Source organism: Mesorhizobium sp. P2_F8 (assembly GCF_056403655.1).
Genome location: NZ_JBFUFB010000003.1, coordinates 441290 through 464661, shown reverse-complemented (window position 1 = coordinate 464661; position 23372 = coordinate 441290). Strand labels below are relative to the sequence as shown.

At 63.5% G+C, this 23372-nt stretch carries 25 protein-coding genes; 3 read left to right on the top strand and 22 right to left on the bottom strand.

The features are described from left to right. Positions 1-25: 25 nt before the first annotated feature. Positions 26-1459: a DHA2 family efflux MFS transporter permease subunit gene (locus AC1DZP_RS09645; protein WP_477301860.1), complete on the bottom strand. Its 1434-nt coding sequence runs from the start codon at positions 1457-1459 to the stop codon at positions 26-28. Positions 1460-1577: 118 nt separating this feature from the next. Here AC1DZP_RS09645 and AC1DZP_RS09640 point away from each other — a divergent pair, with 118 nt between their 5' ends. Both AC1DZP_RS09640 and AC1DZP_RS09635 read left to right on the top strand, forming a co-directional pair. After that, entirely contained in the window at positions 1578-2579 is a 1002-nt protein-coding gene (locus AC1DZP_RS09640; RefSeq protein ID WP_477301858.1) for an ornithine cyclodeaminase family protein, read from the top strand. Continuing rightward, the gene (locus AC1DZP_RS09635) at positions 2576-4093 is read left to right on the top strand and encodes an HAL/PAL/TAL family ammonia-lyase (RefSeq protein WP_477301856.1); all 1518 of its coding nucleotides are present in this window, start codon (positions 2576-2578) and stop codon (positions 4091-4093) included. Before AC1DZP_RS09640 ends, AC1DZP_RS09635 begins: the two co-directional genes overlap by 4 nt. On the opposite strand, the gene AC1DZP_RS09630 is transcribed toward AC1DZP_RS09635, so the two are convergent. From AC1DZP_RS09630 to AC1DZP_RS09560, 15 genes are all read right to left on the bottom strand, one after another. Next, positions 4058-4858, bottom strand: coding sequence for a 3-methyl-2-oxobutanoate hydroxymethyltransferase (locus tag AC1DZP_RS09630; protein WP_477301854.1), 801 nt, complete (start codon positions 4856-4858; stop codon positions 4058-4060). The two genes, AC1DZP_RS09635 and AC1DZP_RS09630, sit on opposite strands and share 36 nt — an antisense overlap. A gap of 34 nt (positions 4859-4892) precedes the next feature. Further along, positions 4893-5207, bottom strand: a complete 315-nt coding sequence (locus AC1DZP_RS09625; protein ID WP_095091427.1) for a MocE family 2Fe-2S type ferredoxin — start codon at positions 5205-5207, stop codon at positions 4893-4895. Between the two features lie 11 nt (positions 5208-5218). After that, entirely contained in the window at positions 5219-6310 is a 1092-nt protein-coding gene (locus tag AC1DZP_RS09620) for a fatty acid desaturase family protein (RefSeq protein ID WP_477301852.1), read from the bottom strand. A 20-nt stretch (positions 6311-6330) separates the two neighbouring features. Further along, on the bottom strand, positions 6331-7245 hold the full coding sequence (locus tag AC1DZP_RS09615; protein ID WP_477301850.1) for a sugar phosphate isomerase/epimerase family protein: 915 nt from the start codon (positions 7243-7245) through the stop codon (positions 6331-6333). 57 nt (positions 7246-7302) lie between these two features. After that, a complete protein-coding gene (locus tag AC1DZP_RS09610) occupies positions 7303-8391 on the bottom strand; it encodes a Gfo/Idh/MocA family protein (RefSeq protein ID WP_477301848.1) in 1089 nt (362 codons plus the stop codon). Between the two features lie 178 nt (positions 8392-8569). Continuing rightward, positions 8570-9019 carry an aconitase X swivel domain-containing protein gene (locus AC1DZP_RS09605; protein WP_477301846.1) on the bottom strand — a complete coding sequence of 150 codons (450 nt, stop codon included), beginning with the start codon at positions 9017-9019 and terminating at the stop codon, positions 8570-8572. Further along, positions 9016-10266: an aconitase X gene (locus tag AC1DZP_RS09600; RefSeq protein ID WP_477301844.1), complete on the bottom strand. Its 1251-nt coding sequence runs from the start codon at positions 10264-10266 to the stop codon at positions 9016-9018. Before AC1DZP_RS09600 ends, AC1DZP_RS09605 begins: the two co-directional genes overlap by 4 nt. Before the next feature lie 71 nt (positions 10267-10337). Next, positions 10338-11405 carry an ABC transporter ATP-binding protein gene (locus tag AC1DZP_RS09595; protein WP_477301842.1) on the bottom strand — a complete coding sequence of 356 codons (1068 nt, stop codon included), beginning with the start codon at positions 11403-11405 and terminating at the stop codon, positions 10338-10340. Beyond that, positions 11405-12193 carry an ABC transporter permease gene (locus tag AC1DZP_RS09590; protein ID WP_095091420.1) on the bottom strand — a complete coding sequence of 263 codons (789 nt, stop codon included), beginning with the start codon at positions 12191-12193 and terminating at the stop codon, positions 11405-11407. The genes AC1DZP_RS09595 and AC1DZP_RS09590 overlap by 1 nt, the downstream gene beginning before the upstream one ends. Then, positions 12193-13056, bottom strand: coding sequence for an ABC transporter permease (locus AC1DZP_RS09585; RefSeq protein WP_477301840.1), 864 nt, complete (start codon positions 13054-13056; stop codon positions 12193-12195). Before AC1DZP_RS09585 ends, AC1DZP_RS09590 begins: the two co-directional genes overlap by 1 nt. 67 nt (positions 13057-13123) lie before the next feature. Beyond that, entirely contained in the window at positions 13124-14185 is a 1062-nt protein-coding gene (locus AC1DZP_RS09580) for an ABC transporter substrate-binding protein (RefSeq protein ID WP_477301838.1), read from the bottom strand. 55 nt (positions 14186-14240) lie between these two features. Beyond that, positions 14241-15215 carry a PfkB family carbohydrate kinase gene (locus tag AC1DZP_RS09575; protein WP_477301836.1) on the bottom strand — a complete coding sequence of 325 codons (975 nt, stop codon included), beginning with the start codon at positions 15213-15215 and terminating at the stop codon, positions 14241-14243. After that, positions 15212-16252: an ADP-ribosylglycohydrolase family protein gene (locus AC1DZP_RS09570; protein ID WP_477301834.1), complete on the bottom strand. Its 1041-nt coding sequence runs from the start codon at positions 16250-16252 to the stop codon at positions 15212-15214. Before AC1DZP_RS09570 ends, AC1DZP_RS09575 begins: the two co-directional genes overlap by 4 nt. Positions 16253-16255: 3 nt before the next feature. After that, a complete protein-coding gene (locus AC1DZP_RS09565) occupies positions 16256-16981 on the bottom strand; it encodes a GntR family transcriptional regulator (RefSeq protein WP_477301832.1) in 726 nt (241 codons plus the stop codon). A gap of 211 nt (positions 16982-17192) precedes the next feature. Continuing rightward, positions 17193-17477 (bottom strand): DUF982 domain-containing protein, encoded by a 285-nt coding sequence (locus tag AC1DZP_RS09560; protein WP_477301830.1) that lies wholly within the window; start codon positions 17475-17477, stop codon positions 17193-17195. A 71-nt stretch (positions 17478-17548) separates the two neighbouring features. Between AC1DZP_RS09560 and AC1DZP_RS09555 the strand changes: the two genes are divergently transcribed. Continuing rightward, the gene (locus AC1DZP_RS09555; RefSeq protein ID WP_095091414.1) at positions 17549-17806 is read left to right on the top strand and encodes a hypothetical protein; all 258 of its coding nucleotides are present in this window, start codon (positions 17549-17551) and stop codon (positions 17804-17806) included. Positions 17807-18084: 278 nt separating this feature from the next. Here AC1DZP_RS09555 and AC1DZP_RS09550 read toward each other — a convergent pair whose 3' ends face one another. From AC1DZP_RS09550 to AC1DZP_RS09525, 6 genes are all read right to left on the bottom strand, one after another. Continuing rightward, on the bottom strand, positions 18085-18249 hold the full coding sequence (locus tag AC1DZP_RS09550; RefSeq protein WP_457151266.1) for a DUF3309 family protein: 165 nt from the start codon (positions 18247-18249) through the stop codon (positions 18085-18087). 240 nt (positions 18250-18489) lie between these two features. Beyond that, positions 18490-19191 carry a hypothetical protein gene (locus AC1DZP_RS09545; RefSeq protein WP_477301828.1) on the bottom strand — a complete coding sequence of 234 codons (702 nt, stop codon included), beginning with the start codon at positions 19189-19191 and terminating at the stop codon, positions 18490-18492. Between the two features lie 474 nt (positions 19192-19665). Next, positions 19666-20346 (bottom strand): methyltransferase family protein, encoded by a 681-nt coding sequence (locus tag AC1DZP_RS09540; RefSeq protein WP_477301826.1) that lies wholly within the window; start codon positions 20344-20346, stop codon positions 19666-19668. Between the two features lie 458 nt (positions 20347-20804). After that, a complete protein-coding gene (locus AC1DZP_RS09535; protein WP_457151269.1) occupies positions 20805-21827 on the bottom strand; it encodes an ABC transporter substrate-binding protein in 1023 nt (340 codons plus the stop codon). Continuing rightward, positions 21820-22599 (bottom strand): ABC transporter ATP-binding protein, encoded by a 780-nt coding sequence (locus tag AC1DZP_RS09530; RefSeq protein WP_477301823.1) that lies wholly within the window; start codon positions 22597-22599, stop codon positions 21820-21822. The genes AC1DZP_RS09535 and AC1DZP_RS09530 overlap by 8 nt, the downstream gene beginning before the upstream one ends. Beyond that, positions 22596-23351, bottom strand: a complete 756-nt coding sequence (locus AC1DZP_RS09525; protein WP_095091792.1) for an ABC transporter permease — start codon at positions 23349-23351, stop codon at positions 22596-22598. The genes AC1DZP_RS09530 and AC1DZP_RS09525 overlap by 4 nt, the downstream gene beginning before the upstream one ends. Positions 23352-23372 lie beyond the last annotated feature (21 nt).

Here is a 23372-nt window from a genome sequence, read left to right as displayed (position 1 = left end):
CCGCATCAGGTGGAAGAATTCGATTTCAGTTCCCCCGTGCGTGGCCGGAAACCTCGGCACCCGCACCTGGTGGCAGCGCGAGGAAGCGCAACGCCGCCACCAGCCCGATGGCGCCGATCGCCAGAAAGGCGATGCGAAAATCGACGAGGTCGAGCGCCGGCCGGTCCCTGGCGATCTGCGACAGGTTGAGGATCGCCGCCGCCACCGCGACGCCGAACAGCATCGCCACTTGCTGCAGCATGCTGGACAGTGTCGCGGCCGAACTGCGTTGCGCCGCGTCGATATCGGCGAAGGCCAGCGTGTTGAGGGCGGTGAACTGCATCGAGCGCGACAGGCCGGCGATCAGCATCAGTAGGATCACTAGCGCTTGCGGCGTCTGCGGTGAGATCGCCGCGCACGCCATGATCGACGCCGAGGCGATCAGGCCGTTGACGACCAGCACAGATCGAAAGCCGAAGCGCCGCAACGTCGGCGTCGTCACCGTCTTCATGCCGAGATTGCCGAGGAAATAGGCCAGGATCATCATGCCGGCATCGACGGGGCTGAGACCGAAGCCGACCTGGAACAGAAGCGGCAACAGGAACGGCGTGGCGTTGATCGCCACCCGGAAATTGGTGCCGGCGGCAAGCGTCGAGATGGCGAAGGTCAGCACCTTGAACGATGAGAGGTCGAGCAGCGGATGCGGTGCGCGCCTGAGATGGCGCACCGCCAGCCAGCCGATGGCGACACCGAAGGCGATGAGCGCCACCGTCGGCAAGACACCGTCTTCTGGATGCGCGATGCGTTCGAGCCCGTACAGAAGGCAAGCAAGTCCCGCCGATGTCAGGAAAAAACCCGGCCAGTCTAGCGGTTTTGGGTTGGCCTCGCGGTCGCCGGGAATGAAGCGGGCGACCAGCGCCAGCCCGATTACGCCGAGCGGGATGTTGATGAAGAAATTCCAGTGCCAGGACAGATAGGTGGTGATGAAGCCGCCCAGCACCGGCCCGACCACCGGCGCGAACAGTGCCGGCCAGGTGATCAGCGCGGTGGCGTTGAGCAGCTCGGACTTCGATGCATTGCGCAAGACGAGAATGCGGCCGACCGGCGTCATCAGTGCGCTGCCCAGCCCTTGCACGACACGTGCGGCGACGAACTGGGTCAGGTTTTGCGAGAAGCCGCAGGCGAGCGAGGCCAATGTGAAAAGGATGATTGCCAGCAGGAAGATATTGCGCGCACCGAACCGGTCGGCGAGCCAGCCCGACAGCGGCACGAACACTGCCATGGTCAGCATGTAAACGGTGATGCCGATGCTCATCGCCACCGCCGGCACGCCGAAGGAAGCGCCCATCTGCGGCAGCGATGTCGAGATGATCGTCGAATCAAGCAACTGCATGAAGAAGGCGATGGCGACAATCAGCGCCACGCGCCGCGCATTGGTGGCCGTTTCGGGTAAGGCATCAGTGTCGGGAATGGCAGTCATGACGGAACCGGTTTGAACAGCAATTAGCCGGCCGCGTCCATAGACGGCGTAACAAACTTTCGTGTCGCGTCACGGCCTGTTATGGATGAGAGGCGACCGGGGAAAGTGCACGCAGCAGATGAAACCCATCTATATCGACTATCTCAATGCCCTCGATATCGACGCCCTTGCCATGTCCGATGGTGAAATCATTGCCGCCGTCGAGGCCGGCCTGGTGGCGCAAGGCAATGGCCAGACGGTGATCGAGCCGCGCGTCCATCTCGAACCGGACCCGTCCTTCCACGGCCATTTCAATGTCCTGCGCGGCTACGTCGCGCCGCTCGACACCGCCGGCGTCAAGATCGTCGGCGACTATGTCGACAACTACCTGCACGGCCTGCCCTCGGAATTCGGCATCCTCAATCTGTTCGATCCGCGCACCGGCACGCCGCGCGCCATCCTCGACGCCACCGTCATCACCGACATGCGCACCGGTGCCGTCACCGCCATCGGCGCCAAGCATCTGGCGCGCAAGGGCTCAAAAGTGCTGGCCCATATCGGCGCGCGCGGCACCGCCTACTGGAACGTACGCCTGCTCGACCATATCTTCGACTTCGGCGAAATCCGCGTCCATTCGCGCCGCCCGGAAAGCCGCGACGGTTTCGCCGCAAAACTCTCCGCCGATCTCGGCAAGGGTGTCACCGCTGTGGCCGACTGGAAGAGCTGTGTCGAAGGCGCCGACATCGTGGTCGAGGCCTCGCGGCTGCCGGAACCGCAGCCCTTGTTGAAGACCGAATGGATCAAGCCCGGCGCGCTGGTCGTGCCCTACGGCACCATGAGCGCCGTGGAGCTGTCGCTGACCGACATCATGCAGAAGATGGTCGTCGACGATTGGGGCCAGTGCAAGGGCGGCAAGTTCGGCTCGCTGCGCGCCCATGTCGAGACCGGGCGGCTGAGCGAAAAGACGCTGCATGCCGAGCTTGGCCAGATCGCCGCCGGTCTCAAGGCCGGACGAGAGAATGACAGCGAGACGATCCTGTTCTGGCACCGCGGCCTGTCGCTGTCCGACATTGCGTTGGGCAAGGCGATGCTGGCCAAGGCGCGGGCGCAAGGCATCGGCCAGCGGCTGCGCTTCGCATGAGTGCGCTCGTCCTCATCGGAGCCGGCGTGGGTACTGCGGATGTCGCCGCTGTGGCCCGCGAAGCGCGCAAGGTGGAGGTCCGATCCGATGTCCTCGGCAGGCTGCAGAAGGCGCGAACAGTGCTCGACCAGTCCGCCGCCTCCGGCCAGCAGATCTATGGCCTCAACACCGGGCTCGGCGCCAATCTCGGCACGACGGTCGAGGGCGACGCCAACGCCTTCCAGCGCCAGCTGCTGGAAGGACGCAGCGGCGCGGTCGGCGAAGCGCTACCGGTCGAGACCGTGCGGGCAACTATGTTTGCCCGCGCGGCGATGCTTTCAACGGGAGGCTCCGGACTTTCGCCCACCGTGTTTGTCGCTTTGGTCGACGCGCTCAATGCCGGCGTCCACCCGGTGATGCCGTCGCTCGGCTCGATCGGCGCCGGCGATCTGGTGCTGATGACGGCGCTTGCCCGCCTGCTGACCGGCGAAGGAGACGCCGACTATCAGGGCCGGCGCATGCCGGCGGCCAAGGCGTTGATGATGGCCCGCCTCGTCCCCATCAGCCTGGCGCCCAAGGACGGGCTGTCGCTGATTAACGCTTCGGCTGTTTCAGCGGGCAGCGGTGCGCTCGTGGTGACGGATGCGCTGTCCGCCCTTGCCCAGCAGCACCAGGCCGGCGCGCTGACCATGGAAGGTATCGGCGCCAATCGCACCATCCTCGACCCGCGCCTGCATATGGCGCGGCCGGCGGCCGGCCAGCAGGAAGCGGCCAAGGCCTTGCAATATCTGCTCGCCCGCGACGAGGCACCGGCGCCGACCACCTTGCAAGATCCCCTGTCGATCCGCTGCATGCCCTCGATCCATGGCGCGCTGATCGAGGCGATCGGCCAGGCGAGACATGCCGTCGAGATCGAACTCAATGCCGCCGCCGACAACCCGCTGGTGCTTAGCGACGATGGGCTGGTGCTGTCGACCGGCAATTTCCACACTGCCTCGCTGTCGCTCGCCTTCGAAACGCTCGGCCTGGCGATCGCCCAGTGTGCCGCCGCGAGCGCTGCCCGCTTCATCCAGCTTACTGGCTCCGGCCGTAACGGCCTGCCGAAATATCTGTCGCCGGTCGGCGGCGCCTCGGCCGGCTTCGTGCCTCTGCAGAAGACGGCGACATCGATCCTGGCCGCCATCCGCCACAGGGCCAATCCAGTGATGCTGGATTTCTTGGCCGTCTCGGAAGGCGTCGAGGACCATGCCACGCAGACACCGCTGGCTGTCGCGAAATGCGCTGGGATGGTCGCGCTGTGGCGGCGGCTGATCGCCTTCGAATTGATGGCGGCGGCACAGGCGGTCGACCTGCGCGACGGGCTCACCCTGGCGCCACGCACCGCCGCAATTCACACGGCGATACGCGCGCTGGTCCCTAGCCTGAAGGAGGATCGGCCACTCGGCATCGACGCCGAAGCGCTCTTCGCCGCGCTCGCCAACGGACCCTGGCAGCTGACCTTACGCCCGGCCGACCTTGTCGAGGAACAGCCGTAGTTCACCCGGATCCATGTGCACGACATGCCTGTCCTCGGGATAGGCCAGGCTGTTGACGTCGGCGACATATTCGGAGAACGCCGCGATCCGCTCAGCCTGCAAACGATCATATTCGGCGGCGAAATTGCGATAGACCTTGGAGTGGCGAGGCATGTGCCCACGGTTCTGGCCGAGAATGTCGTCGGCGAACAGATATTGCGCGTCGCAGCCGGTCCCCGCCCCCATCGACAGCATGATCAGCGACGTCCGCTCCGAGATCGCCTTCGCCACCTCGACCGGCACCACTTCGATCTCCGCGCCGATGGCGCCGGCGGCCTCCAGTTGCTTCACCGCTGCGAAGACCTCCATGGCGGTGTCGGCTGTCTTGCCAACAGCCTTGAAGCCGCCCGTCCAGGTGGCGCGCGATGGAATGAGGCCAACATGGCCGATGATCGGGATGGCGTCGTCGGCCATCCGCTTGATCGTGGCGTAGCCGGCGCTGCAATAGACCGCGTCGGCGCCGGCCTTGTAGAGCCGGAAGGCCCAGCGCAGGAAATCGTCCGCCGTGCCGATCTCGAAGAAATTCTCCCCCGGCATGGTGAACAGGCTGGGCGCCGCATCGCGGTATTGCGGGTTGAGCACCAGTTCGGGCGGCACCGAGACGATGTCGACCCCTGCCCGCTCGGCGGCCTCGGCCTCGTCCATCGTCAGTACGCGCAGCATCGTCAGCTGGCGCTTGCCCTTCATGGCGCGCAGGTCCGCCACCGTCGGTCTTTTTCGGCTCATCGAAAGAATTCCCTCTGTTACGTGCTACGGCAGGTCAGCCGATCTGGATCATCACTTTGCCAGCCTCGACCTTCACCGGATAGGTCGCGAGATTGACGCACACCGGTGCGCCCTTGGCGGCACCAGTCTTGTAGTTGAAGCGGCCATTGTGCTTGGGACATTCGATGATGTCGTCCATCACCAGCCCGTCAGCCAGATGCGCCTTCTCATGCGTGCAGTAGCCGTCGGTGGCGAAGAATTCGTCATCCGGGCTGCGATAGATGGCGAAGGTGCGACCGCCATGGTCGAAGCGGATGACGTCTTCTTCCTCGACATCATCGACGCCGCACGCTTCAACCCAGCCGGCCATCTGGTTCTCCCCTATTCCGCTGCCGCCGGGACGGTCAGCGCATGGAATTCGTCGCGGTACGGCCGTGCCGTCGGCGGCAATTCGCGCTCGAGGAAATAGTCCTCGTACTGGAGCTGTTTGATCAGTACCGGCCAGACCTCGCGATAAGCATGCCACATCGAAGGGTTCGGTTCCGGCAGATCATGCTTGATCAACTCATGCAGCTTCGGCAGCGCATGATAGGGCACCATCGGAAACATGTGATGTTCGACGTGGTAGTTCATGTTCCAATAGATGAAACGGCTGATCGGGTTCATGTAGACGGTGCGCGTGTTCAGCCGATGATCGGTGACATTGTCGGCCAGCCCGATATGCTGAAGCAGGCCGGTCAGCACCATGTGCCAGCTGCCGTAGAGGCGCGGCAGGCCGATCAGCACCAGCGGCAGGAACGACCAGAGGCAGAGCGCCAGCGCGATCGCAGCGAGATAGATAGCGATCTGCCAGCGCGCGGCGATGACCGCCTTGTGCTGCTCCATCTCCGGCACGAAGCTTTTCTCGTCCGGCGAGAGTTTGCCGAACGCATTGCGCACGAGCGTCGGCAGCGAATAGCGGAAATCGAGGACGCCGGTGAAGGCAAGTGCGGCGCGCAACAGATCCGGCGGACGCATCACCGCGATCTCGGCGTCGCGGCCAACGATGATCGTGTCGGTGTGATGTCGGGCATGGCTCCAGCGCCAGGTGACCGGATTGCGCATCAGCATGAAGCTGGCGATCTGGTAGACGACGTCGTTCATCCAGCGGGTGCGGAAGGCTGTGCCGTGGCCGCATTCGTGCCAGCGCGAGTCGCTGGAGGAGCCGTAGAGCACACCGTAGACGCAGAAGAACGGCACGCACCACCATGAACCCCAAAACCAGATGCCGCCGGCAGCCGAGCCCAATATGGCGGCGATCCAGATGAGGGTGTCGCGGATCGCCGGCATATCGGAGCGTTGCATCAGTTCCTTCATAGTCTTGCGCGGCACGTCCGTGTGATACCACTCGGCGGAGGCCAGCCCGGTCTCGATCGCGATCCGCGTGCTTTCACCGACCAGGCTGTAGTCGCGCTTTGTCTTGACCGTCGCCATCGTCGCCTCCCGTGCGGTCCTCAAAGGCCGTTGGCGCGGAATTTTCCATCGAGGAATGTCTTGGCGCGTGGCACGTCGTCCTCGGTCAGATGCTCGATGATGACCGGGATGTTCGGGTGCTTTTCGCTGAGCCGCTTGAGATAAAGATCATAATTGAGCGAACCGAGGCCGGGCGCCGGCAATTCGATCTCTCCGACGCCGCGAAAGGTGAGGCCTTCCGAAGCATTGTCATCGCCAATGTCGGCGTGCTTCTCCGACTTGTCGCTGCCGGAGCGCTTGACATCCTTGGCATGCGCGATCCTGATCTTGTCGGTCAGCGTGTCGAACACCTGGTTCAGCACATGGTCCATGCGGTCGATATTGTGCGCCTCGAAATAATTGGTCGGATCCATCAGCAGGCCAAGACCAGGATGGTCGACCTGCGCGAACATCTTGACCGTTTCCTCGACTGAACCGACGACATTGTTGACATAAGTTTCGAGCAGGAAGACCGCCCCATGATCATAGGCCGTCTGGGCAAGGTCGGAGATCACCTTACGGCATTCCTCGAATCCTTCCTCAGTCTTGTTCCTGGGGTGGTGCACCCAATCGGATTCGGTGTTGTGGGTGCCTGTTTCCGAGATCACGTAAGGCGAGCCGAATTCGCGCGCGTTGCGGATGATCTCCTTGAGATAGCCGACGCGCTTGGCGCGCTCGACCTTGTCCGGGTGGATGATGTTGGTGTAGCCGGAAATGCAGCAGACGGGCAGATTGTGGTCGCGGAACGTATCCCGCACAGTCCTCGCCTTATCCTTGGTGATCTGCCCAGCCGAGAGGTCGATATCCCTGAAATGCAGATCGAGTTGTACCGTGTTGAAATCGAGCGCGCGAATGCGCCTGGCCACCTCTTCGAGGCCATAAGGAAAATAGCCGGTGAAGATACCCGCCTGCATCATGATGTGAACTCCTCCCGGTAAGCGATTCAGCCGCCACGCTATTCTGCGGCCAGATGTTCAGTCGATCGATATCTCGGACAGCTTGATCGTGCGGCCCTCCGCCATGGAACGGTAGCCGGCTTCGACCAGCGCCATTGTCTTGACGTTATCGGCGACGGACAGCGCCGGTGGCGTGCCCATCTTCACCGCGTGCTGCAGCTGTTCCATCACGCCGATGAAGGCGTGCGGGAACCACATCGTGTCCCATCTGGGACTGACCCATTCGCCGCCTGTCGTCTCGGCCGAGGCATAGGTCAGGGTCGAAGCCACGCCCGTCGGCCAGCCGATGGTGCCCTTGGCGACTCCCCTGGTGCCGTCTACACGCCAGTTGATGTGCTGGTCGTCCTTGTAGCCCTCCTGGCGCGGGCCGGACCAGACGTCTTCCAGCGACACGGCGAGCACGCCCGACGGGAAGCGCAACGTCGATACGGTGATGCCGTCGGAATGGTCGAATTTCGTGCGCGGATCCTTGCGCGTCAGCGTCGTGATCTCTTGCGGATCGCCGAAAAGGAAACGCAGCACGTCGAGATGATGCACGCTCATATTGGCGAGCGTCAGCCGGTCATAGTCGGCAAGAAAAGTCTGCCAGTGCGGGATCGCATGCATGTCGATCTGCGCGAAGACGATGTCGCCCAGCGCGCCACTATCGATGATTTGTTTCAGCACGCGCATCGACTGGTCGTAGCGCATGTTCTGGTTGACCGAGAGGATCTTGCCGGACYCTGCCGCTTCGTCGCGCAGCCTGACCGCTTCCTCTACCGACAGCGCCAATGGCTTCTGCGCCAGGATCGCCTTGATGTGCTTCTGCTTCAGCGCATGGCGGATCAACGCCGGTTGCTGGTCGGGCGGAAAGGCAAGATCGACGATCTCGACCCGGTCGTCCTCGATCAGCTGTTCCGGCGTCTCATGAACGGTTGGGATGCCCCAGCGCCCCGCCACTTTTTCAGCGCTGGCTTTCGTACGAGAAGCGATCGCGACCACCGGGAAGCCGGCCTGTGCATAGGCGGCGAGATGGCATTCGGCCATGATCATGCCGGCACCGACGCAGCCGATCCGGTATTCCCTAGTGCGAATCTTCACATCCGGCTCGAAATCCGTGCCTGCCATCCGTTCCTCCCGTGGAGGACAGGATATAACGCGATGGCCTGCGCCTCGGCCAAGGCCGACACCATCATTTCCCATCATGGGTGTGACGACCGACGATTCAGACCAGGAATGACGAAGGCCGCGCTGATAAGCGCGCGCCGTCTGTTCGAAGTGGCGACGCGAGGCAGCACTCCAGCACTCAGTCTGGGCGTCTCCCGATGCTGACGATCGACCGGCCATCCACGCCGAGACTGATCGCGATCCGGTCGCCGGAGGCGACACCGGCAATGTCGCACACCACCAGCGGCATGCGGATGTCGTAGAGGAATTCGGCGACGATGGCGCCCACCGCCAGGATCGGGTCCGGCCGCTCCAGAAGAATGCCGGCAGGTGCCGTGCCCTTGCGGATCGCCTCGGCCAGAACCGAGGATGAGGAGGACGAGCCACGCCCGCTCGGCATCACCAAGATCTTGCCGGCGATATTCTGGCCGAGACCGGGATGCGAATGGTCAATGATGTCGCCAGTCTCGGCGTCGACGCCGCCCCAGAAGCTGAGCGGCTGCGAAAAAGCCAGCGCCTGGCCCTCGGCATCACCGGCCAGTTGGAAGGTCCCGAACCGCTCGACCCCGGTGTCAGTCGACCAAATCATGACGCACTCCGCACAACATGCCCGATCGCAGCCGAGCGGATGCAATCCCTCATGTCGGCGAAGGCGACGGACACGCCGATATTGCCCGGCGCGTAATGCGCCCATTTGCCGGAATTGGTCATCACCACACCGTCCAGGCGCTCAAGGATCGAGGTGACATAGGTGCAGGTGTCGGCGACCGGGATCAAGCCGAACCCCTCCATGCCAGCCAGCGCGCCCTCCTCCTGCAATCGCGTCAGCGTCGCGCGACCGGTGTTGACATAGATCGGGATACGCCTGGCCGGCGCGATCTCGCGCACCATCGGCAACAGACGCATCCATTCGTCACGGGAAAAGTGCGGCGTGCCCAGTGACACGGCCGCCAGCGGCGCACCATCAGGCACGGTTGATAGCCTGGCCAGCGCTTGATCGATGTCGGCGCGGCTGATGCGGATCGAAGCCTCTGGCGCATGGCCTTGGAACGCCTCATCGAGCGTCTTCGCTTCTGGCGTGATGCCGACCGCATGGAACAGCGCCACCGCGCCGGTGGTTGCCGCCGCAGCACCCAGCGCCTTCAGTTGGTCCTCGTCACGCGGTTGTGGCAGGCCGGCGATCACCGGAATCCGATCGCCGCTTGCCTGCCCGATGAACAGCCCGACGCCGACGAACAGGCTGTCGTTCGGCTCCGGCTCAGGAACGGCCAGGTCGAACAGGATGCGGCCGCGCCGGTTCTCGCTCAGATGCAGGCCCCAGGCCGGCGCACGCGCGGTCATGGCGCAACAGAGATCGATGAAATCGCCATAACGGTTGGTGCGCGCGCCGATAACCGAATTGGCAAAGACGATGGCATTGGATTCACCCCAGGCGATCTGCTCGCCGAAGCCCGGCCGGAACCGCGTCTGGTAGGGTGCGCAGGTGAACGTCGCCTGGCAGCCGAGTTCGAGATGCGCCTTCATCAGACGCCGCGCCGGCACTTCCTCCGCCGCCGGCATCTTCACCATGCCGGGATGGATGAGATCTAACGAACCAACATTGAGCGTCGTCGGCACCCGGACACGGCCACCGCCCTCGACCAGCCGTTCGACGAAATCGAGCCCGGCCTTGCCGTGGTAAAGGCAGCCATCGATATGGGCCCCGGCAATATCGAGCAGGCTGCCGGCTCCAACTGCATTGGAAAACGCGACCAGGATTTTCATCGCAGCGGCTGCCGACTGGCCCTGCTCGCCATCGAGCATCGACTGGTCCCGCCCACTTAGTTCCAAGGTCATCGCCACTCCGGACTCTTGCCCGGCTATGCTGTCCCTGATTGCGAACGGTCTGGCAAGACCCGTTGCAGATCTCAGCCCGCAGCGATCAGCACCGTGCTCTCCGGCGACCAGCGCAGCACCACGTCCTGCCCTTCCGCCAGCCGCTCGATGCCGGTGTTCTGCACAATGACCTTGAGCGTCTGGCCGGCACGATCGACGAAGTACGTGCTGTTGTTGCCGGCGAAGATGCGCTTGGAAACCTGGCCCTTGAGCACGTTCGTGTCGGTGGCATTGGAAACCCCGGCATCGGTGGCAATGCGGATGCGTTCAGGCCGCACGGCGCAGCTCGCCTTGGCGCCGACAGCAAGGGTCGCGCCCGCGCCCGCGGCAATCGCCGTGCCGTCCGCCAGCCGGATGCCGCTGCCCGTCGTGTCGCCGCGGAAGATGTTGGCGTCGCCGAGGAAAGTGGCGGCGAACTCGCTCTTTGGCCGGTCATAAATTTCCTCCGGCGGCCCTTCCTGCACCAGCCTGCCATCGCGCAAGATGCCGATGCGGTCGCTCATCGTCAGCGCCTCTTCCTGGTCGTGGGTCACGAAGATGGTGGTGATGCCGATCTCGCGCTGGATGCGCTTCAGTTCGATCTGCATGTCGACGCGCAGCGCCTTGTCGAGCGCGCCGAGCGGCTCATCGAGCAGCAGCACGCGCGGCTTGGTGACGATGGCACGCGCCAGCGCCACCCGCTGGCGCTGGCCGCCCGACAGCTGGTGCGGGCGGCGGCCGCCGAGCTTGCCAAGTTGCACGAGATCGAGCGCGGCCTGCACCTCGGCGGCAATCACCGCCTTGGCCTCGCCGCGCACCGACAGGCCGAAGGCGACATTGTCGGCAACGCTCATATTGGGAAACAGCGCGTAGTTCTGGAACACCATGCCGATGCGGCGCTTCTCGACCGGCACCCGCTCGACGCTCTCGCCGCCGATGGCAATGCGGCCGGAATCGGGAAAGTCGAACCCGGCGATCTGGCGCAGCAGCGTGGTCTTGCCACTGCCCGACGGCCCAAGCAGCGCATAGAAGCCGCCATCGGCGAAATCGATGGAGACATCGTCCAGCGCCTTGTGCGCGCCGAAGCTGCGCGAGACGTTCGATACCTGCACGCCGGCCATTATTTCTCTCCGCCGAATTTGAAGAAGCGCGCCGTGAGCAGCATCAGTGCCATCGACACGACAATGATGATTGTCGAGACCGCGTTGATCTCGGGCGTGAAGCCCTTGCGGATCGCGGCGTAGATTTCGACCGGCAGCGTCGTCTGCCCCGGCGTCGCCAGGAAATAGGACACCACGAACTGGTCGAACGAGACGGCGAAGGCGAACAGCCCGCCGGCAATGACGCCGGGCATGATCCACGGCAGCGTGACACGCCACGTCACTTGCCACTGGTTGGCGCCGAGCGAGCGCGCCGCCTCTTCCAGTTCCGGCGCGAAGGTCTGCAGCCGGGCCGAAACGACGACGATGACATAGGGCAGCGCCAGCGCCACATGGCCAAGCAGGATGGCATGCAGGCCGCGGCCGATGCCGACGCCGAAGAAGAAGATCAGCATCGCCGTGCCGGTGATCAGCCAAGGAATGGCGATCGGCGGGAAAAGCAGCGCCTGCAGGAATTTCTTGCCGCGAAATTCATAACGATAGAGCGCCAGCGACGCCGCCGAGCCAAGCACCGTGCAGACGATGGTGGTGATGACTGCGATCTCGACGCTGTTCCAGGTGGCGGCGATCAGCTGATCGTTCTGCCACAGCGATGCGTACCACTCCGTCGTCCATTCGAACGGCAATTGGTAGAAGGGCGAGACGTTGAACGACATCAGCGCCATGATGATGATCGGCAAATAGAGAAAGGCCAGCAGCAGCCAGATGTAAAGGCGGCCGAGCCATTCGAGGACGCGGGTTGTCGCCATCACGCGGCCCTCTTGAGTACTGGCGAGGCAGCCGCCAGGATCACCAGCACGACGGCCAGCAGGATGAAGGAGAGCGCCGCACCCAGCGGCCAGTTGAACACGGCGACGAACTGGTCCTCGATGACCGTGCCGTAGAAGGTGCCTGTGCGGCCGCCGAGGATGCGTGGCTCCATGAACGAGCCGACAACCGGCACGAAGATGAGCGCCGCGCCCGCCACCAATCCGGGCATCGACAGCGGAATGATCACGCGCTTCAGCACCTGTAGCCGCGAGGCGCCGAGCGAGCGCCCGGCCTCGATCAGCGAGTCGTCGATCGCCTGCAGGGTCAGGTAGCAGGTCAACACCATGTAGGGCACATAGGAATGCACCAGCCCGATGATCACGGCCGGATAGGAATACATCAGGTCGATATTGATCTTGAACGGCAGCACGGCGTTGAGCGCCGTGTCGAGGATGCCGCCTTCGCGCAGAACCATCGCCCAGGAGAAGATGCGCACCAGGCCATTCGACCAGAACGGCAGGATGACGAGCAGGAAGATCGCCTCGCGGCTGCGGCCCTTCAGCACCTTGGCCAGCACGTAAGCCGCGGGATAGCCGATGACGATGCACCACAGCGTCACTTCAAGGCCGAGCCGCAGCGAGGCGAGCAGCAGTGTCAGATAGAGGCTTTGCGAGAAGAAGGCGGCATAGTTGCCGAGCGTGAACGCCCACGGCTTCCCCGACAGCGGCAGCTCGGTCATGAACGAGAAGAAGACCATGGCCGAGAGCGGCAGGAAGATCGCCACCGTCAGCCAGAGATAGGCCGGCGCCAGCAGCGGCAATGCCGATCTCAGCCCGCTTCGCGACGCTGTCGAAGCTGCCATGATACCCTCCTCCCCAGGATTGAAAGAACCAGCCGGCGCGAACCGCCGGCTGGCCCGGATGTCGGCCTTATTTCACGTCGACCTTGAGCTGCTGCCACAGCGCCAGATAGGCTTCGCGCTGCGCGTCGGTAATCGGCGCCTGGAACTGGATGCGCTTGGCCACTTCGGGGTCCCCCATCACCTTGCGGTTGAAGGCATCCTCGGGCAGCGCTTCCACCGCCTTCGTGTTGGCCGAGACCGGAGCGCCGACCTTGGTGACCCATTCGACATAGAATTTCGGGTCGATCATGTAGTTGATGAAGGCCTCGGCGCCGGCGACGTTCTTGGCGCCGACCGGAATGGAAAAGGCATCGAGCCAGGCGACGGCGCCTTCCTGCGGCACGACCAGCGAGACCGGGAGCTTGAAATGCGTCTTGGCGCGGTCGGCAGAACCGCTCCAGTAGGTGCCGATGTCGATCTGGTTGGAGGCGACCATCTGGTTCCAGTCGTTCTCCGAGCTCCAGAAGGTCTTGATCTGCGGCATCAGCGAGGTGAGCTTGGTCTTGACCGCATCCATATCCTTGATGTCGTTTATGTTCTGACCGGTGGCGATGGCGCCGAACTGCACCGCCTCGACGGCGTCGTCACGAATGACGACGCGGCCCTTGTGGGCGGCATCCCACATCTCGGCGATACTGGTCGGCGGCTTGTCGAAGGATTTCTCGTTGATGGCGAGCGCTGTCAGTCCCCACACCCATGGCACGCCATAGACCTTGCTGTCATGGACAAGCATCGGCGATCCCGCCTTGTCCTTGCTGATGTCGGCGTAGTTCGGCAACTTGGACGTATCGATCGGCTGGATCAGCTTTCCGTCCATCGCCTGGTCGTTGAAGGCGGCATTGATCATGACGACGTCATAGAGGCCGGGATTGGTCCGGATCTTGGTCAGCATTTCCTGTTCGGAATTGAAGAAGTCGTTGATGACCTTGTTGCCGGTGGCCTTTTCGAAAGCCTCGACGGCCCACGGCTCGTCGGTTCCGTAGCCCTTCCAGTTGAGCACATGCACTTCGTCGGCCTTGGCGGCAAACGCAAGTGCGGAGGTAAATACGGCGGTCGCCGTCAAAAGAGCAGTCAAGTCAGGCATGCGCATGGTTGGTTCCTCTCTGTGTTTGCCCGCTTCCCGGGCTTGTCAGGCTTTCTGGCAGTTATGCATTGGCCTTCTGTGTCCGGCCCTGTGCGCCCGACGGGTCGGCGGCATGGCTCAGGAATGTCTGGATCTCGTGATCGGTCGGCGCCGAAGAACCGCCATGGCGGGTCACCGAAACCGCCGCCGCTGCATTGGCATAGCGCGCTGCCTCGAAAGGCGGGATGCCGCGCGACAGCGCGCTGACGAAGGCGCCGATATGTGTGTCGCCGGCGCCGTTGGTGTCGATGGCGGAAACTTTGAAGCCGGCAACGGTCTGCACCGAGCAGTCGGCCCGCCGTACGTGACAGCCCTTGGCCCCGGCGCGGATGACCACGCCGGCTGCTTTCGGGCAATGGACTTCCAGCAACCGCGCGGCAACCGTTTCAACGTCGCCCGGACCGGCAATCTCGGCCGCTTCCGTCGCGTTGCAGCTTAGCCATGTGGTGCGGGCTAGCACCCGTGACAGGATGAGGCGCGGAATGTCCGATATCACCGGCGTCGGATCGAAGACGAAGGGAGTGTCCGCCGGCAGTGTTTCGATCCAGTCGGTGAGCACGTCACGGCTTGCCGGGTAGCTCAGCGTGTAGCCGGAGGTGAACACCCAGTCACCCGGTGTGACCGAGACGGGCGCCATCATGTCGGGGCTGAGCACGCTCTCAGCACCTGGCCACGACACGAAGGTGCGTTCGGCGTCGCTCGAGATCATGGCGACGCAATTGCCGCTATCCATCAAGGGCGATGGCGGCGTCAGCGTCTCGATGCCCTCGTTGGCGAAAGCGGCCCGCAGGAAGTCGCCGTTCGGTCCACTGCCGAGTTGGCCGCCGAACACCACCTTCATGCCGGTACGGCTGGCCGCGACCATCATGTTGAAGCCGCCGCCGGCGACCTGGGCGAAGCTCGATGCGGTCTTCTCCGTGCCGGGCGCCGGCAAGGCATCGATGCGGTAGACATAGTCGACCACGGCACTGCCGATATGGACGAGGCGCCCGCTCATGCCGCCGCGTCCTTGCCGGAACCTTTTTTCGCAACCCTCGCCGCCATGAGATCGGATGCAAGGGCGCGAACGTCCGACATGTCGATGCCGACAAGCCTGGCGATATGCTGCTGCGGCAATCGGGAAAAGCCGGTGCAGGCTCCCGCCATGCCGGCAGCGATGGCGCCGATCGTGTCGGTGTCACCGCCGAGGTTGGCGCTGATGACGGCCGCTTGCCACGGATCGCCGCCGGCGATTTCCAGCACCGCGAAGGCGGCCGGAACCGATTCCTGGCTGGCGACGCCGGTGCCGACCAGATCGGTAATCAGCCGGATCGCATCCTTCATCACCTTGCCACGCACTATATCCTGCGCCCAGACGATGCGCGCGGCGATGTCGCCGCCGGTCACCCAATGGCCGAGCGTGGCCCCGCGCCTCGCTGCCGCGACGGCGCTGTCGGACGCGGCGCGCCAGCCACCACCGGCGACGCCACGGCTGACGGCGGCAGCGACTGCGGCGGCCGAAGCAATGGCGATCGAAGTGTTGTGCGTCGCCTGGCAGGTCTCCGCCACCTTGGCGACCAGCGCGTCGAGCGGCTCCAGCGGCATCATGATGCCGACAGGCGCAATGCGCATCGCCGCACCATTGGTGTCGCCGCCGCGCCCTGCTTCCTCCGCCGGCACGCCATTGTTGATGGCATCGATGGCGCGCTTGGTCGACGGTCCCAGCAGATCGTAGCTGCCGCGCGCTTTGACCTCGCGCTCCCAGTCGAGCAGTGCGTTGACCCAGCGCGCATGGTCGAAACGGTCACCGGACTCCACAAGGATGCGGCCAAGCAGCAGTGCCTGCTCGGTGTCGTCGGTGACGGTGCCGGCCAGCAGCCCTTTCGACACCGGATGGTCGGCAACCGGGGCGACGAAATCGTCGACATGGCCATAAAGCTCGGCGATCCGGGCCGGCGACAGGAGTTGCGTCGGCATGCCCAGCGCATCGCCAATCGCCCCGCCGACAAGTGCGCCCATGGCGCGGTCGATCGCCTTGCTGGCTGCATCCGACATCGCTCAGAACCTCATATGCAGCGCGAAATGCGCCGGGTTGAGCAGGCTGGTGACATACTCGATCGGCCGCTCGTCGGCGGCGCGGGTCAACCGCCGGCCGCGCAGGAACGGCGAGCCTTGCGGACAACCGAGGATGGCGGCATCCTCGGCATTGAGCATCTCGATTTCGACCCATTCCTCACCATGGTCAGGAATGAGCCCCGCGTCGCGCAGCGTCTGGTGCAGCGAACCCTCGCGCAGGCCGCGCAGCGGCACGTCCTCCAGTTCCGGCGACAGCGGCAGCCGGCTGCGTTCGATGGAAATGGCATGGCCGTCGCTGGCGTTGGTGCGAACCCGGTCGACGGCGATGAAAAACGGGCTCTCAATGCCAAGCCAGGCAGCCAGGTCGGCGTCCTCGATCACTTCCAGCCGCAGCGTTCGCGTCTCGGCATTGGCGCCGGCGTTGGCCAGCGCCCGCGACCAGCCGACCGCGTCGTCAACCGGCATGCCGTCAAAGGTGACGAACGAACCGATACCGACCTTGGTGGTGATCAGCCCCCGGCTGGACAGTTCCTCGAGGCCCTTACGAACCGTGTTGCGGCTGACGGAGAAGCGCTGGACCAGCTCGTTCTCGCTTTGCAGGCGGTCGCCGAAGCCGAGCACGCCAGAGCGGATTTCATGCTCCAGAACAGTGGCGATCTGCTCGGGCTTGCCCGTGCCGGGAGACAGTTGAACCGCGCGCCGCTTCATATGCGTACCTGTCTAGTGAACCTGTATAGTCCTGTTCAATATATCGACGTGGGTACCGTGTCAACGGGATGCCGAAGGCAAGCCAAACGGCCAGCGAATGGTGCGGAGGTGCCTGCAAAGCGTCGGCAGGCCGGGCGGCATGAACCCGAAAAGCTGATCGTGATCGCCGAAAACACCGCAATCAATCAAGAGCATAGAGCCAAGTCTTGATTCAATTTTGGCCGGACGGCATCGACACTTCACGGGGTTCAACGAGGATATCCGCTTCGATTGCGGCGCTGATGAACGCCGCTCGTGCCGCCGAGGCTTCCTTCCTTCCCTCAAGCACGGCCAGGCAGACCTTACGGGCTGCCATGTGCCTTTGCCCTGTCGCAACCGGCCAGCGGTTCATCAGAATGTCGGCGGCCTGAGCGACACGCTCCACGTTGAAGATCGAGTTTCGCGACCGGCCGAGCGCAATCCGCACCGGCTCATCGAAACGCTGGTCCTGCACCACGCCACCTCCCGAAATCGAACGTGCCGACCTAGTTCCTTGTAGTGTGATAGATTTCCTGAGGAAGGTGCAAGATGTCCGATTCCCAAGGCCAGAAAAGTCCCAAACTGATTGTCGTGGTCGCGTTCGACCGCGGCGATGACGGCGAGTTGTTTCCGGCCTTCGGCCCTGCCGACCAGCAGAGCGAGGACCGTGCCATACGCACGGCCAGGGCGCTGGCGGCAAAACATGTCGGCGTCATCGCCTGGAGCCGCGAGGCCGACCCGACACTTGGCGAGTACGGTCCGCCGAACACCCTGTTCGTCAGCGGCGACGTGCCTGACATGGAGTAATCGATCGGCCCCGGCCCCTGGCCCGCACTCGATGTCGGCGGCAAGCCGGTTTCCTAGACCGCCAAGCAAAAGCCCGCCACGGGCGAACCGGAGCGGGCCTTGGAGGAGGACAAGGGGTGGGACCCTTTCCTCTTGTTTCCACGGGGGGTGTGGACCGCGATCACCTTACAAAGTTTTCCAAACAAGCCGGATCACAAGCCGGCTTGCGAAGTTCACATTCCGGTGCGCGCCGGAATCGACGCGGTCACGGGATTGCGATCGGTTCGGCAAGCAAGCGGCTAGATCCGCCCGAGCACGACAAGCACGATGATGATGAGCAGCACGAGCCCCAGACCGCCGCCGCCATAGTAACCAGTGCCATAGAATGGACCGCCACCGAGGCCACTGAAGCCCCCAAGCAGCGCTAAGACAAGAATAATGATTAGTATGGTTCCCAAGCTCATGGTCTTCCCGCTCCCTTTTGTACGCTTTTGCGCCAGCTGAACACCGCGCCATTCGCGTGTTGCCGAGATGTAAACGCTCTCGACGCAATGGCGTTCCGCCGCCGCAGCGACGACGGACGCCCGGGAACAATCTTGCAGGTGTGGGGAAAGCCCGCTGGGATGGCGGGCTTTCCGACCGGACTGAGGCCAGGAGAGTGCGGTTCAAGCCTCACGGCCAGTCCGCTCCCGGCGCTCTTGGCGTCAGCGACGTGCGATCAAAAGGCACAGTTGGCGCAGGTCGCGGTCGTAGTCCTCGGAACTGCCGAGGACATCGACGCAGCGCCTCTTCAACCGTGCCACCTGACTGTCTGACATATCAGCGACGACACCCGGCAGGTTCGGATGTCTCGAAGTGACCGATGTTCCGAGGTTGCCCGGGTTCGCTAGTGTGCCCAGATTGTCGGGAGTGCTCGGGTTGGTTCCGCCGCCACCGCCAACGCCGACGCCGACGCCACCCGTTCCACCAACACTAGCGCCGAGGCCGGCCGTGATGCCGCCAGACCCGCCGACATTGGCACCGGCACCGGCATTGACTCCGTTGCTGCCGCCTACGGAAGCACCGAGGCCTGCGCTGACGCCTCCGGTGCCGCCGACCGACGCACCGGCACCAGCATTGACGCCTTTGCTACCGCCTACGGAAGCGCCGAGGCCCGCACTGACGCCTCCGCCGACAGACGCACCGACGCCGGCATTGACGCCGCCGCTACCGCCTACGGAAGCGCCGAGGCCCGCACTGACGCCGCCGCCGACCGACGCACCGACGCCGGCATTGACGCCGCCGCTACCGCCCACCGAGGCGCCTGCGCCAAGACCGAGCCCTGCAGTATACGCTGGCAGCGAAAGAACGAAGACTACCGCACCACTTGCCAACACACTGGCGACTGTTTTGATCGAAAAAGTCATAACACTCTCCCTGTTGCCGTTGAGATAAGGCAGTCAGCCAGAGGCCGATTGCGAATTAACCTACGCAGGGAGTGAACTTAAGTTTCACAAAGCGCTTCGCCAGCGCGATTGATGGTGTTAATTTTTGAAATTGTAAAAGTATAAAAATAATAAAATTGACGTACAATCTTCGTGATAACGATGTGAAGCGGATCGTTATGATCGATATGTATTTCGAAGTTTGTTAAGAATCGATTTTTATGGAATTTGTTCGAGGCGGCGCCAGGCCAGAGACCGCATGAACTTTTTGGTCAGGCCGCCGCGATGGGTCCCCGAGCCCGTCAGCGAAAGGTCCGCATCAAAACGCAACGCATTGGCGTCACGGCTGCCCCGATGACGTCAATTTGCGCCAGACAGGAATAGAAGGCGGGTCATGCCAAAACGCTGCCTGCGCGATTGCCGACAAAACGACGACGTTGTGCACAGGCCTTGTTGTCAGACGATCCCGTAGTACAGCCTGTAGCGGACGCGCTTCATATAGTCCCGATATTCCGCCGTGGCGGCAAGCAGCGCCTCTTCGCGCAGGATGCGATGCACCTGGAAGAACGTGATGACGGCGTAGACGGCGAGATTGTAGAAGGAAAAGGCCGACAGCAGGAACAGGACATGGCCGACCAGATAGCCGGCATAGATCGGGTGTCGCACCAGGCGGTAGGCACCCCCGGTCATCACGCCGCGATTGCCCGGCAGAATGGCGAACGAACGCCCCAGCGATGCCTTGCCCCAGATCACGAAACTCAACGCCAGGGCTTGCAGCGGCGCGGCGACATAGACCGGGATGATGGCAACGCCCGGCTCGAAGGTGATGAAGCCGACACCGAAGCTGGCAATCACGGATACGATCACCGTGAGCGGGTTCCAGTCGCGAACCTGCGGCCGCCGCGACAAAAGCAGCCAGGTAAAGGTTAGGATCTCGGACGTCGCCACCAGTGCCACATTGATACGGGTCGGGTCGAGCATGAGGTGGTGTATGCCGCGATAGACAAACAGCCCCGCGAAAGCCAGCGCGCAGAGCCGAAAGAAGCCTTCCCGCAGGTCGACCAGGATTTCCCGCTTTCGGGCTGCGGACAAAATCCCTTCGTCGTTGACGTGCGAAAGGGTTTCAATTTTTGACATGAGCAAGGCCAAGCACCCGGTTATCCCTCGGGGCAACCTTTGCACGCAACCATTGCCGTACGGTTAATCAAGAAGATCAGATCGGCAGTAAAGCGCTTATGTGTCTCCGGACGCCAGCGAACGCCTTCAACGATCGTGCGAAACACGAGCAGGATGTCTCCGGCCCCAGCCAAAGATACGCGTCTCTGCTGTCTTCGGCTCCACAGCAAAGCCGCCGAGGCGCTGCGTGCACAATTGGCCGTGCTCAACCATGTCATGTCGCGGGAAACCGGAGCCACCTGTCGCGTGGCGAAACTCTACGCAGCCGCTTTGTCGCTGCAGGGTGAACCCGGGCGGCATAACCACTCTGCTCTATGAGATCGCGAGGAATTAGCTGGAATCTGCCAATGCGTGGGCGTTTGACGGGAAGCTGCCACGCCACGCGAGTCCTTCGAAGTTTCGAGAATCAGATTGGCTCCCTACCCCAGAGTTGAGTTGCTGAAGTACTCCGCGAATTCAGGGCGTTGCGTCAGAACTTTGCCATCGGCATCGCGCAGAATGCCCGCAGCGAAGAGGTAGTCGCCAATCGCGTGCATCTTGGTCGGATCCATCGTGCCGATTGCGCCATTGTCCCCGCGCAAATAGTGGCCATCGATCAGTGCCTTCAGCGAGGCTTCGATCAGCGCCGGATTTGTCAATGTGTCCTTATTGGCGGCGATCAGAAGTGCGGCAGCCGCATCGGGATGGTCGACGGCGAATTGGTAGCCGCGCCGCGTCGCTTGGACGAAGGCGGCCGCAGGTTTGGGGTTTGCCTGGAGATAGGCCTCGCTCGAGGAGATCAGGGTCGTGTGCTCATCAGGCACGCCATAGTCGGCGTAGACGAAGCTGCGCTGCTTGACGCCTTTCAACCCGGCTTCGACACCTTCCCAGGTCGAGACCTCCAGCGTGAAATCGACCGAACCGTTGGCCAGCGCTTCATAGGCTGAAGTGCCGAGTGTCACCGTCTCGAAATTGCCCTTACCGCCATCGTGGCGGATGATAGTGCCGATCAGGGCGTTTTCCCAGGCGCTGCCGAAGCCGCCATAGGTCAGGCCGTCAAGGTTCCTCGGACTTTTTATCTCGCTGCGTGCCGCGTTGAACACCAGCCGGCCGGTTTCGGATTGCACGACGGCATAGACGCCCTTCAGGTCGGCTCCGGCGGTTTTCTGGGTGAACAGGCTGATGGTGCCGTTGATGCCGAAATCGGCGACGCGGTTGGCGACCAGGGTGCCGGCACCGGTATCGCTGTAGGGCAGGATGTCGACCTCGAGCCCGGCTTCGGAATAGAACCCTTTGTCGCGGGCGACGAACAGCCCGATGTGGTTGGTGTTGACCGTCCAGTCGAGGGCGACGGTGACCTTTTGCGCAGCCGATTGTGCTTGGGCATGGCCAGCTCCGGCCACGAGCGGAAGACCGGAGACAAGGGTGAGCAACAAGGCCTGCCGGCGCGTCAAGTCAGTCATGGTCGTGTCCTTTGGATGAGTGCGGGTTGGGCTCGGGGTTGAGCAGGATGTCGAGTATCTCGGCCTCGATTGCGCTTGTCTGCAACGCGTCAGCGCCGCCAAGGCTGCGCGGGCGCGGCAGCGGCACCTTGATTTCGCGGACGATGYTGGCCGGACGCGCCGACAGCACATAGATGCGGTCGGACAGGAAGACGGCTTCGCGCACATCGTGGGTGATCAACAGTGCCGTCCAGCGATGGCGCCGCCACATCTGCTCGAGCCAGCGCTGCATGGCGGTGCGGGTCAGTGCATCGAGCGCGCCGAACGGTTCATCGAGCAAAAGCATGTCGCGCTCCTGCACCACGGTGCGCAACAGCGCCGCGCGCTGGCGCATGCCGCCCGAAAGCTGCGCCGGAAAATGCCGTTCGAAGCCGGCAAGCCCGAACTCGGCAAACAGCGGCGCAACGCGCGCCCGCGCCGCCTTGCGCCTGATGCCTTGCACTTCGAGCCCAAGCGTCGTGTTGTCGAGGATGCGTCGCCACGGCATCAGCGCGTCACGCTGCGGCATAAAGGCGAAATGCCTGCCGTGGTCGTCGAGCGGCGTGCCGTCGAAGAACATCTCGCCCTCGCCGTGCTGCGCGCCGGTCAGAAGCTGGAACAGCGTCGACTTGCCAGCGCCCGACGGCCCGAGCATGGAGACGAATTCACCGGCACCGACGCTGAGCGAAATGTCGGCGAGCACGTCGAGCCGGCCAAATGCCTTGCGCACATGCCGCAGTTCGAGCCGGCTCATCGCCACGGCCCCGTCCCGGCGGGGTGCTGGCCGGCGGCCCGTTCCCAGGGCATGGCAAGGCGCTGCAGGAGCACCGTCAGCCCAAACAGAGTGAGCGTGAGCGCGGCGCTGACACCGACGGCGGCCAGCACCAGATCGGGGCGGAAATTGTTCTTGGCGTTGAGCATGTAGATGCCCAGCCCCTTCGCGGCACCGGCATATTCGGCGAAGATGGCGCCGACCACGGCATAGGTGATGGAGATCCTCAGGCCGGCGAAGAAATAGGGCAGCGCCGAGGGCAGTCGCGCCAACAAGAAGACGCGCCAGCGCCCTGCCCCCATGGCGCGCAGCATCTGCCCGATCTCGGCCTCCGTCGCCTCGTAGCCCTGCACCAGCGCCACCAGCATCGGAAAGAAGGTGACCAGCGCCACCAGCATGATCTTGGGCATCAACCCGAAGCCGAACCACAGCACCACCAGCGGCGCGATCGCCACCAGCGGCAAGGTCTGGCTGACAATGAAGACGGGAAACAGCGCACGCCGCAGCGGCCGGAAGAAGTCGACCAGCATCGACAGCGCAAAGGCCGCGCTGAGCGAAAAGGCAAAGCCGATCAGCGTGGCCCGGATGGTCGGAATGGCATTGTCGACCAGCGCTTCGCGATTGAGCATCGCCTGCTCGAACACACGCGAAGGCGCCGGCAGTGTCGTCGACTTGATGCCGGAATAAGTGGCATAGAGCTCCCAAGCCAGCAGCAGCAACCCGACCGAAATCATGGCCGGTGCTGCCTTGACAAG

What these genes read in the sequence shown, in the direction of transcription:
- AC1DZP_RS09535 (WP_457151269.1), bottom strand. Translation starts at nt 21,827, where the DNA reads ATGACTGACTTGACGCGCCGGCAGGCCTTGTTGCTCACCCTTGTCTCC.
- AC1DZP_RS09625 (WP_095091427.1), bottom strand. Translation starts at nt 5,207, where the DNA reads ATGGCCGGCTGGGTTGAAGCGTGCGGCGTCGATGATGTCGAGGAAGAA.
- AC1DZP_RS09645 (WP_477301860.1), bottom strand. Translation starts at nt 1,459, where the DNA reads ATGACTGCCATTCCCGACACTGATGCCTTACCCGAAACGGCCACCAAT.
- AC1DZP_RS09570 (WP_477301834.1), bottom strand. Translation starts at nt 16,252, where the DNA reads ATGTCGGATGCAGCCAGCAAGGCGATCGACCGCGCCATGGGCGCACTT.
- AC1DZP_RS09595 (WP_477301842.1), bottom strand. Translation starts at nt 11,405, where the DNA reads ATGGCCGGCGTGCAGGTATCGAACGTCTCGCGCAGCTTCGGCGCGCAC.
- AC1DZP_RS09525 (WP_095091792.1), bottom strand. Translation starts at nt 23,351, where the DNA reads ATGATTTCGGTCGGGTTGCTGCTGCTGGCTTGGGAGCTCTATGCCACT.
- AC1DZP_RS09620 (WP_477301852.1), bottom strand. Translation starts at nt 6,310, where the DNA reads ATGGCGACGGTCAAGACAAAGCGCGACTACAGCCTGGTCGGTGAAAGC.
- AC1DZP_RS09585 (WP_477301840.1), bottom strand. Translation starts at nt 13,056, where the DNA reads ATGGCAGCTTCGACAGCGTCGCGAAGCGGGCTGAGATCGGCATTGCCG.
- AC1DZP_RS09590 (WP_095091420.1), bottom strand. Translation starts at nt 12,193, where the DNA reads ATGGCGACAACCCGCGTCCTCGAATGGCTCGGCCGCCTTTACATCTGG.
- AC1DZP_RS09550 (WP_457151266.1), bottom strand. Translation starts at nt 18,249, where the DNA reads ATGAGCTTGGGAACCATACTAATCATTATTCTTGTCTTAGCGCTGCTT.
- AC1DZP_RS09575 (WP_477301836.1), bottom strand. Translation starts at nt 15,215, where the DNA reads ATGAGCGGGCGCCTCGTCCATATCGGCAGTGCCGTGGTCGACTATGTC.
- AC1DZP_RS09540 (WP_477301826.1), bottom strand. Translation starts at nt 20,346, where the DNA reads ATGTCAAAAATTGAAACCCTTTCGCACGTCAACGACGAAGGGATTTTG.
- AC1DZP_RS09635 (WP_477301856.1), top strand. Translation starts at nt 2,576, where the DNA reads ATGAGTGCGCTCGTCCTCATCGGAGCCGGCGTGGGTACTGCGGATGTC.
- AC1DZP_RS09545 (WP_477301828.1), bottom strand. Translation starts at nt 19,191, where the DNA reads ATGACTTTTTCGATCAAAACAGTCGCCAGTGTGTTGGCAAGTGGTGCG.
- AC1DZP_RS09565 (WP_477301832.1), bottom strand. Translation starts at nt 16,981, where the DNA reads ATGAAGCGGCGCGCGGTTCAACTGTCTCCCGGCACGGGCAAGCCCGAG.
- AC1DZP_RS09640 (WP_477301858.1), top strand. Translation starts at nt 1,578, where the DNA reads ATGAAACCCATCTATATCGACTATCTCAATGCCCTCGATATCGACGCC.
- AC1DZP_RS09630 (WP_477301854.1), bottom strand. Translation starts at nt 4,858, where the DNA reads ATGAGCCGAAAAAGACCGACGGTGGCGGACCTGCGCGCCATGAAGGGC.
- AC1DZP_RS09615 (WP_477301850.1), bottom strand. Translation starts at nt 7,245, where the DNA reads ATGATGCAGGCGGGTATCTTCACCGGCTATTTTCCTTATGGCCTCGAA.
- AC1DZP_RS09580 (WP_477301838.1), bottom strand. Translation starts at nt 14,185, where the DNA reads ATGCGCATGCCTGACTTGACTGCTCTTTTGACGGCGACCGCCGTATTT.
- AC1DZP_RS09555 (WP_095091414.1), top strand. Translation starts at nt 17,549, where the DNA reads ATGTCCGATTCCCAAGGCCAGAAAAGTCCCAAACTGATTGTCGTGGTC.
- AC1DZP_RS09605 (WP_477301846.1), bottom strand. Translation starts at nt 9,019, where the DNA reads ATGATTTGGTCGACTGACACCGGGGTCGAGCGGTTCGGGACCTTCCAA.
- AC1DZP_RS09600 (WP_477301844.1), bottom strand. Translation starts at nt 10,266, where the DNA reads ATGACCTTGGAACTAAGTGGGCGGGACCAGTCGATGCTCGATGGCGAG.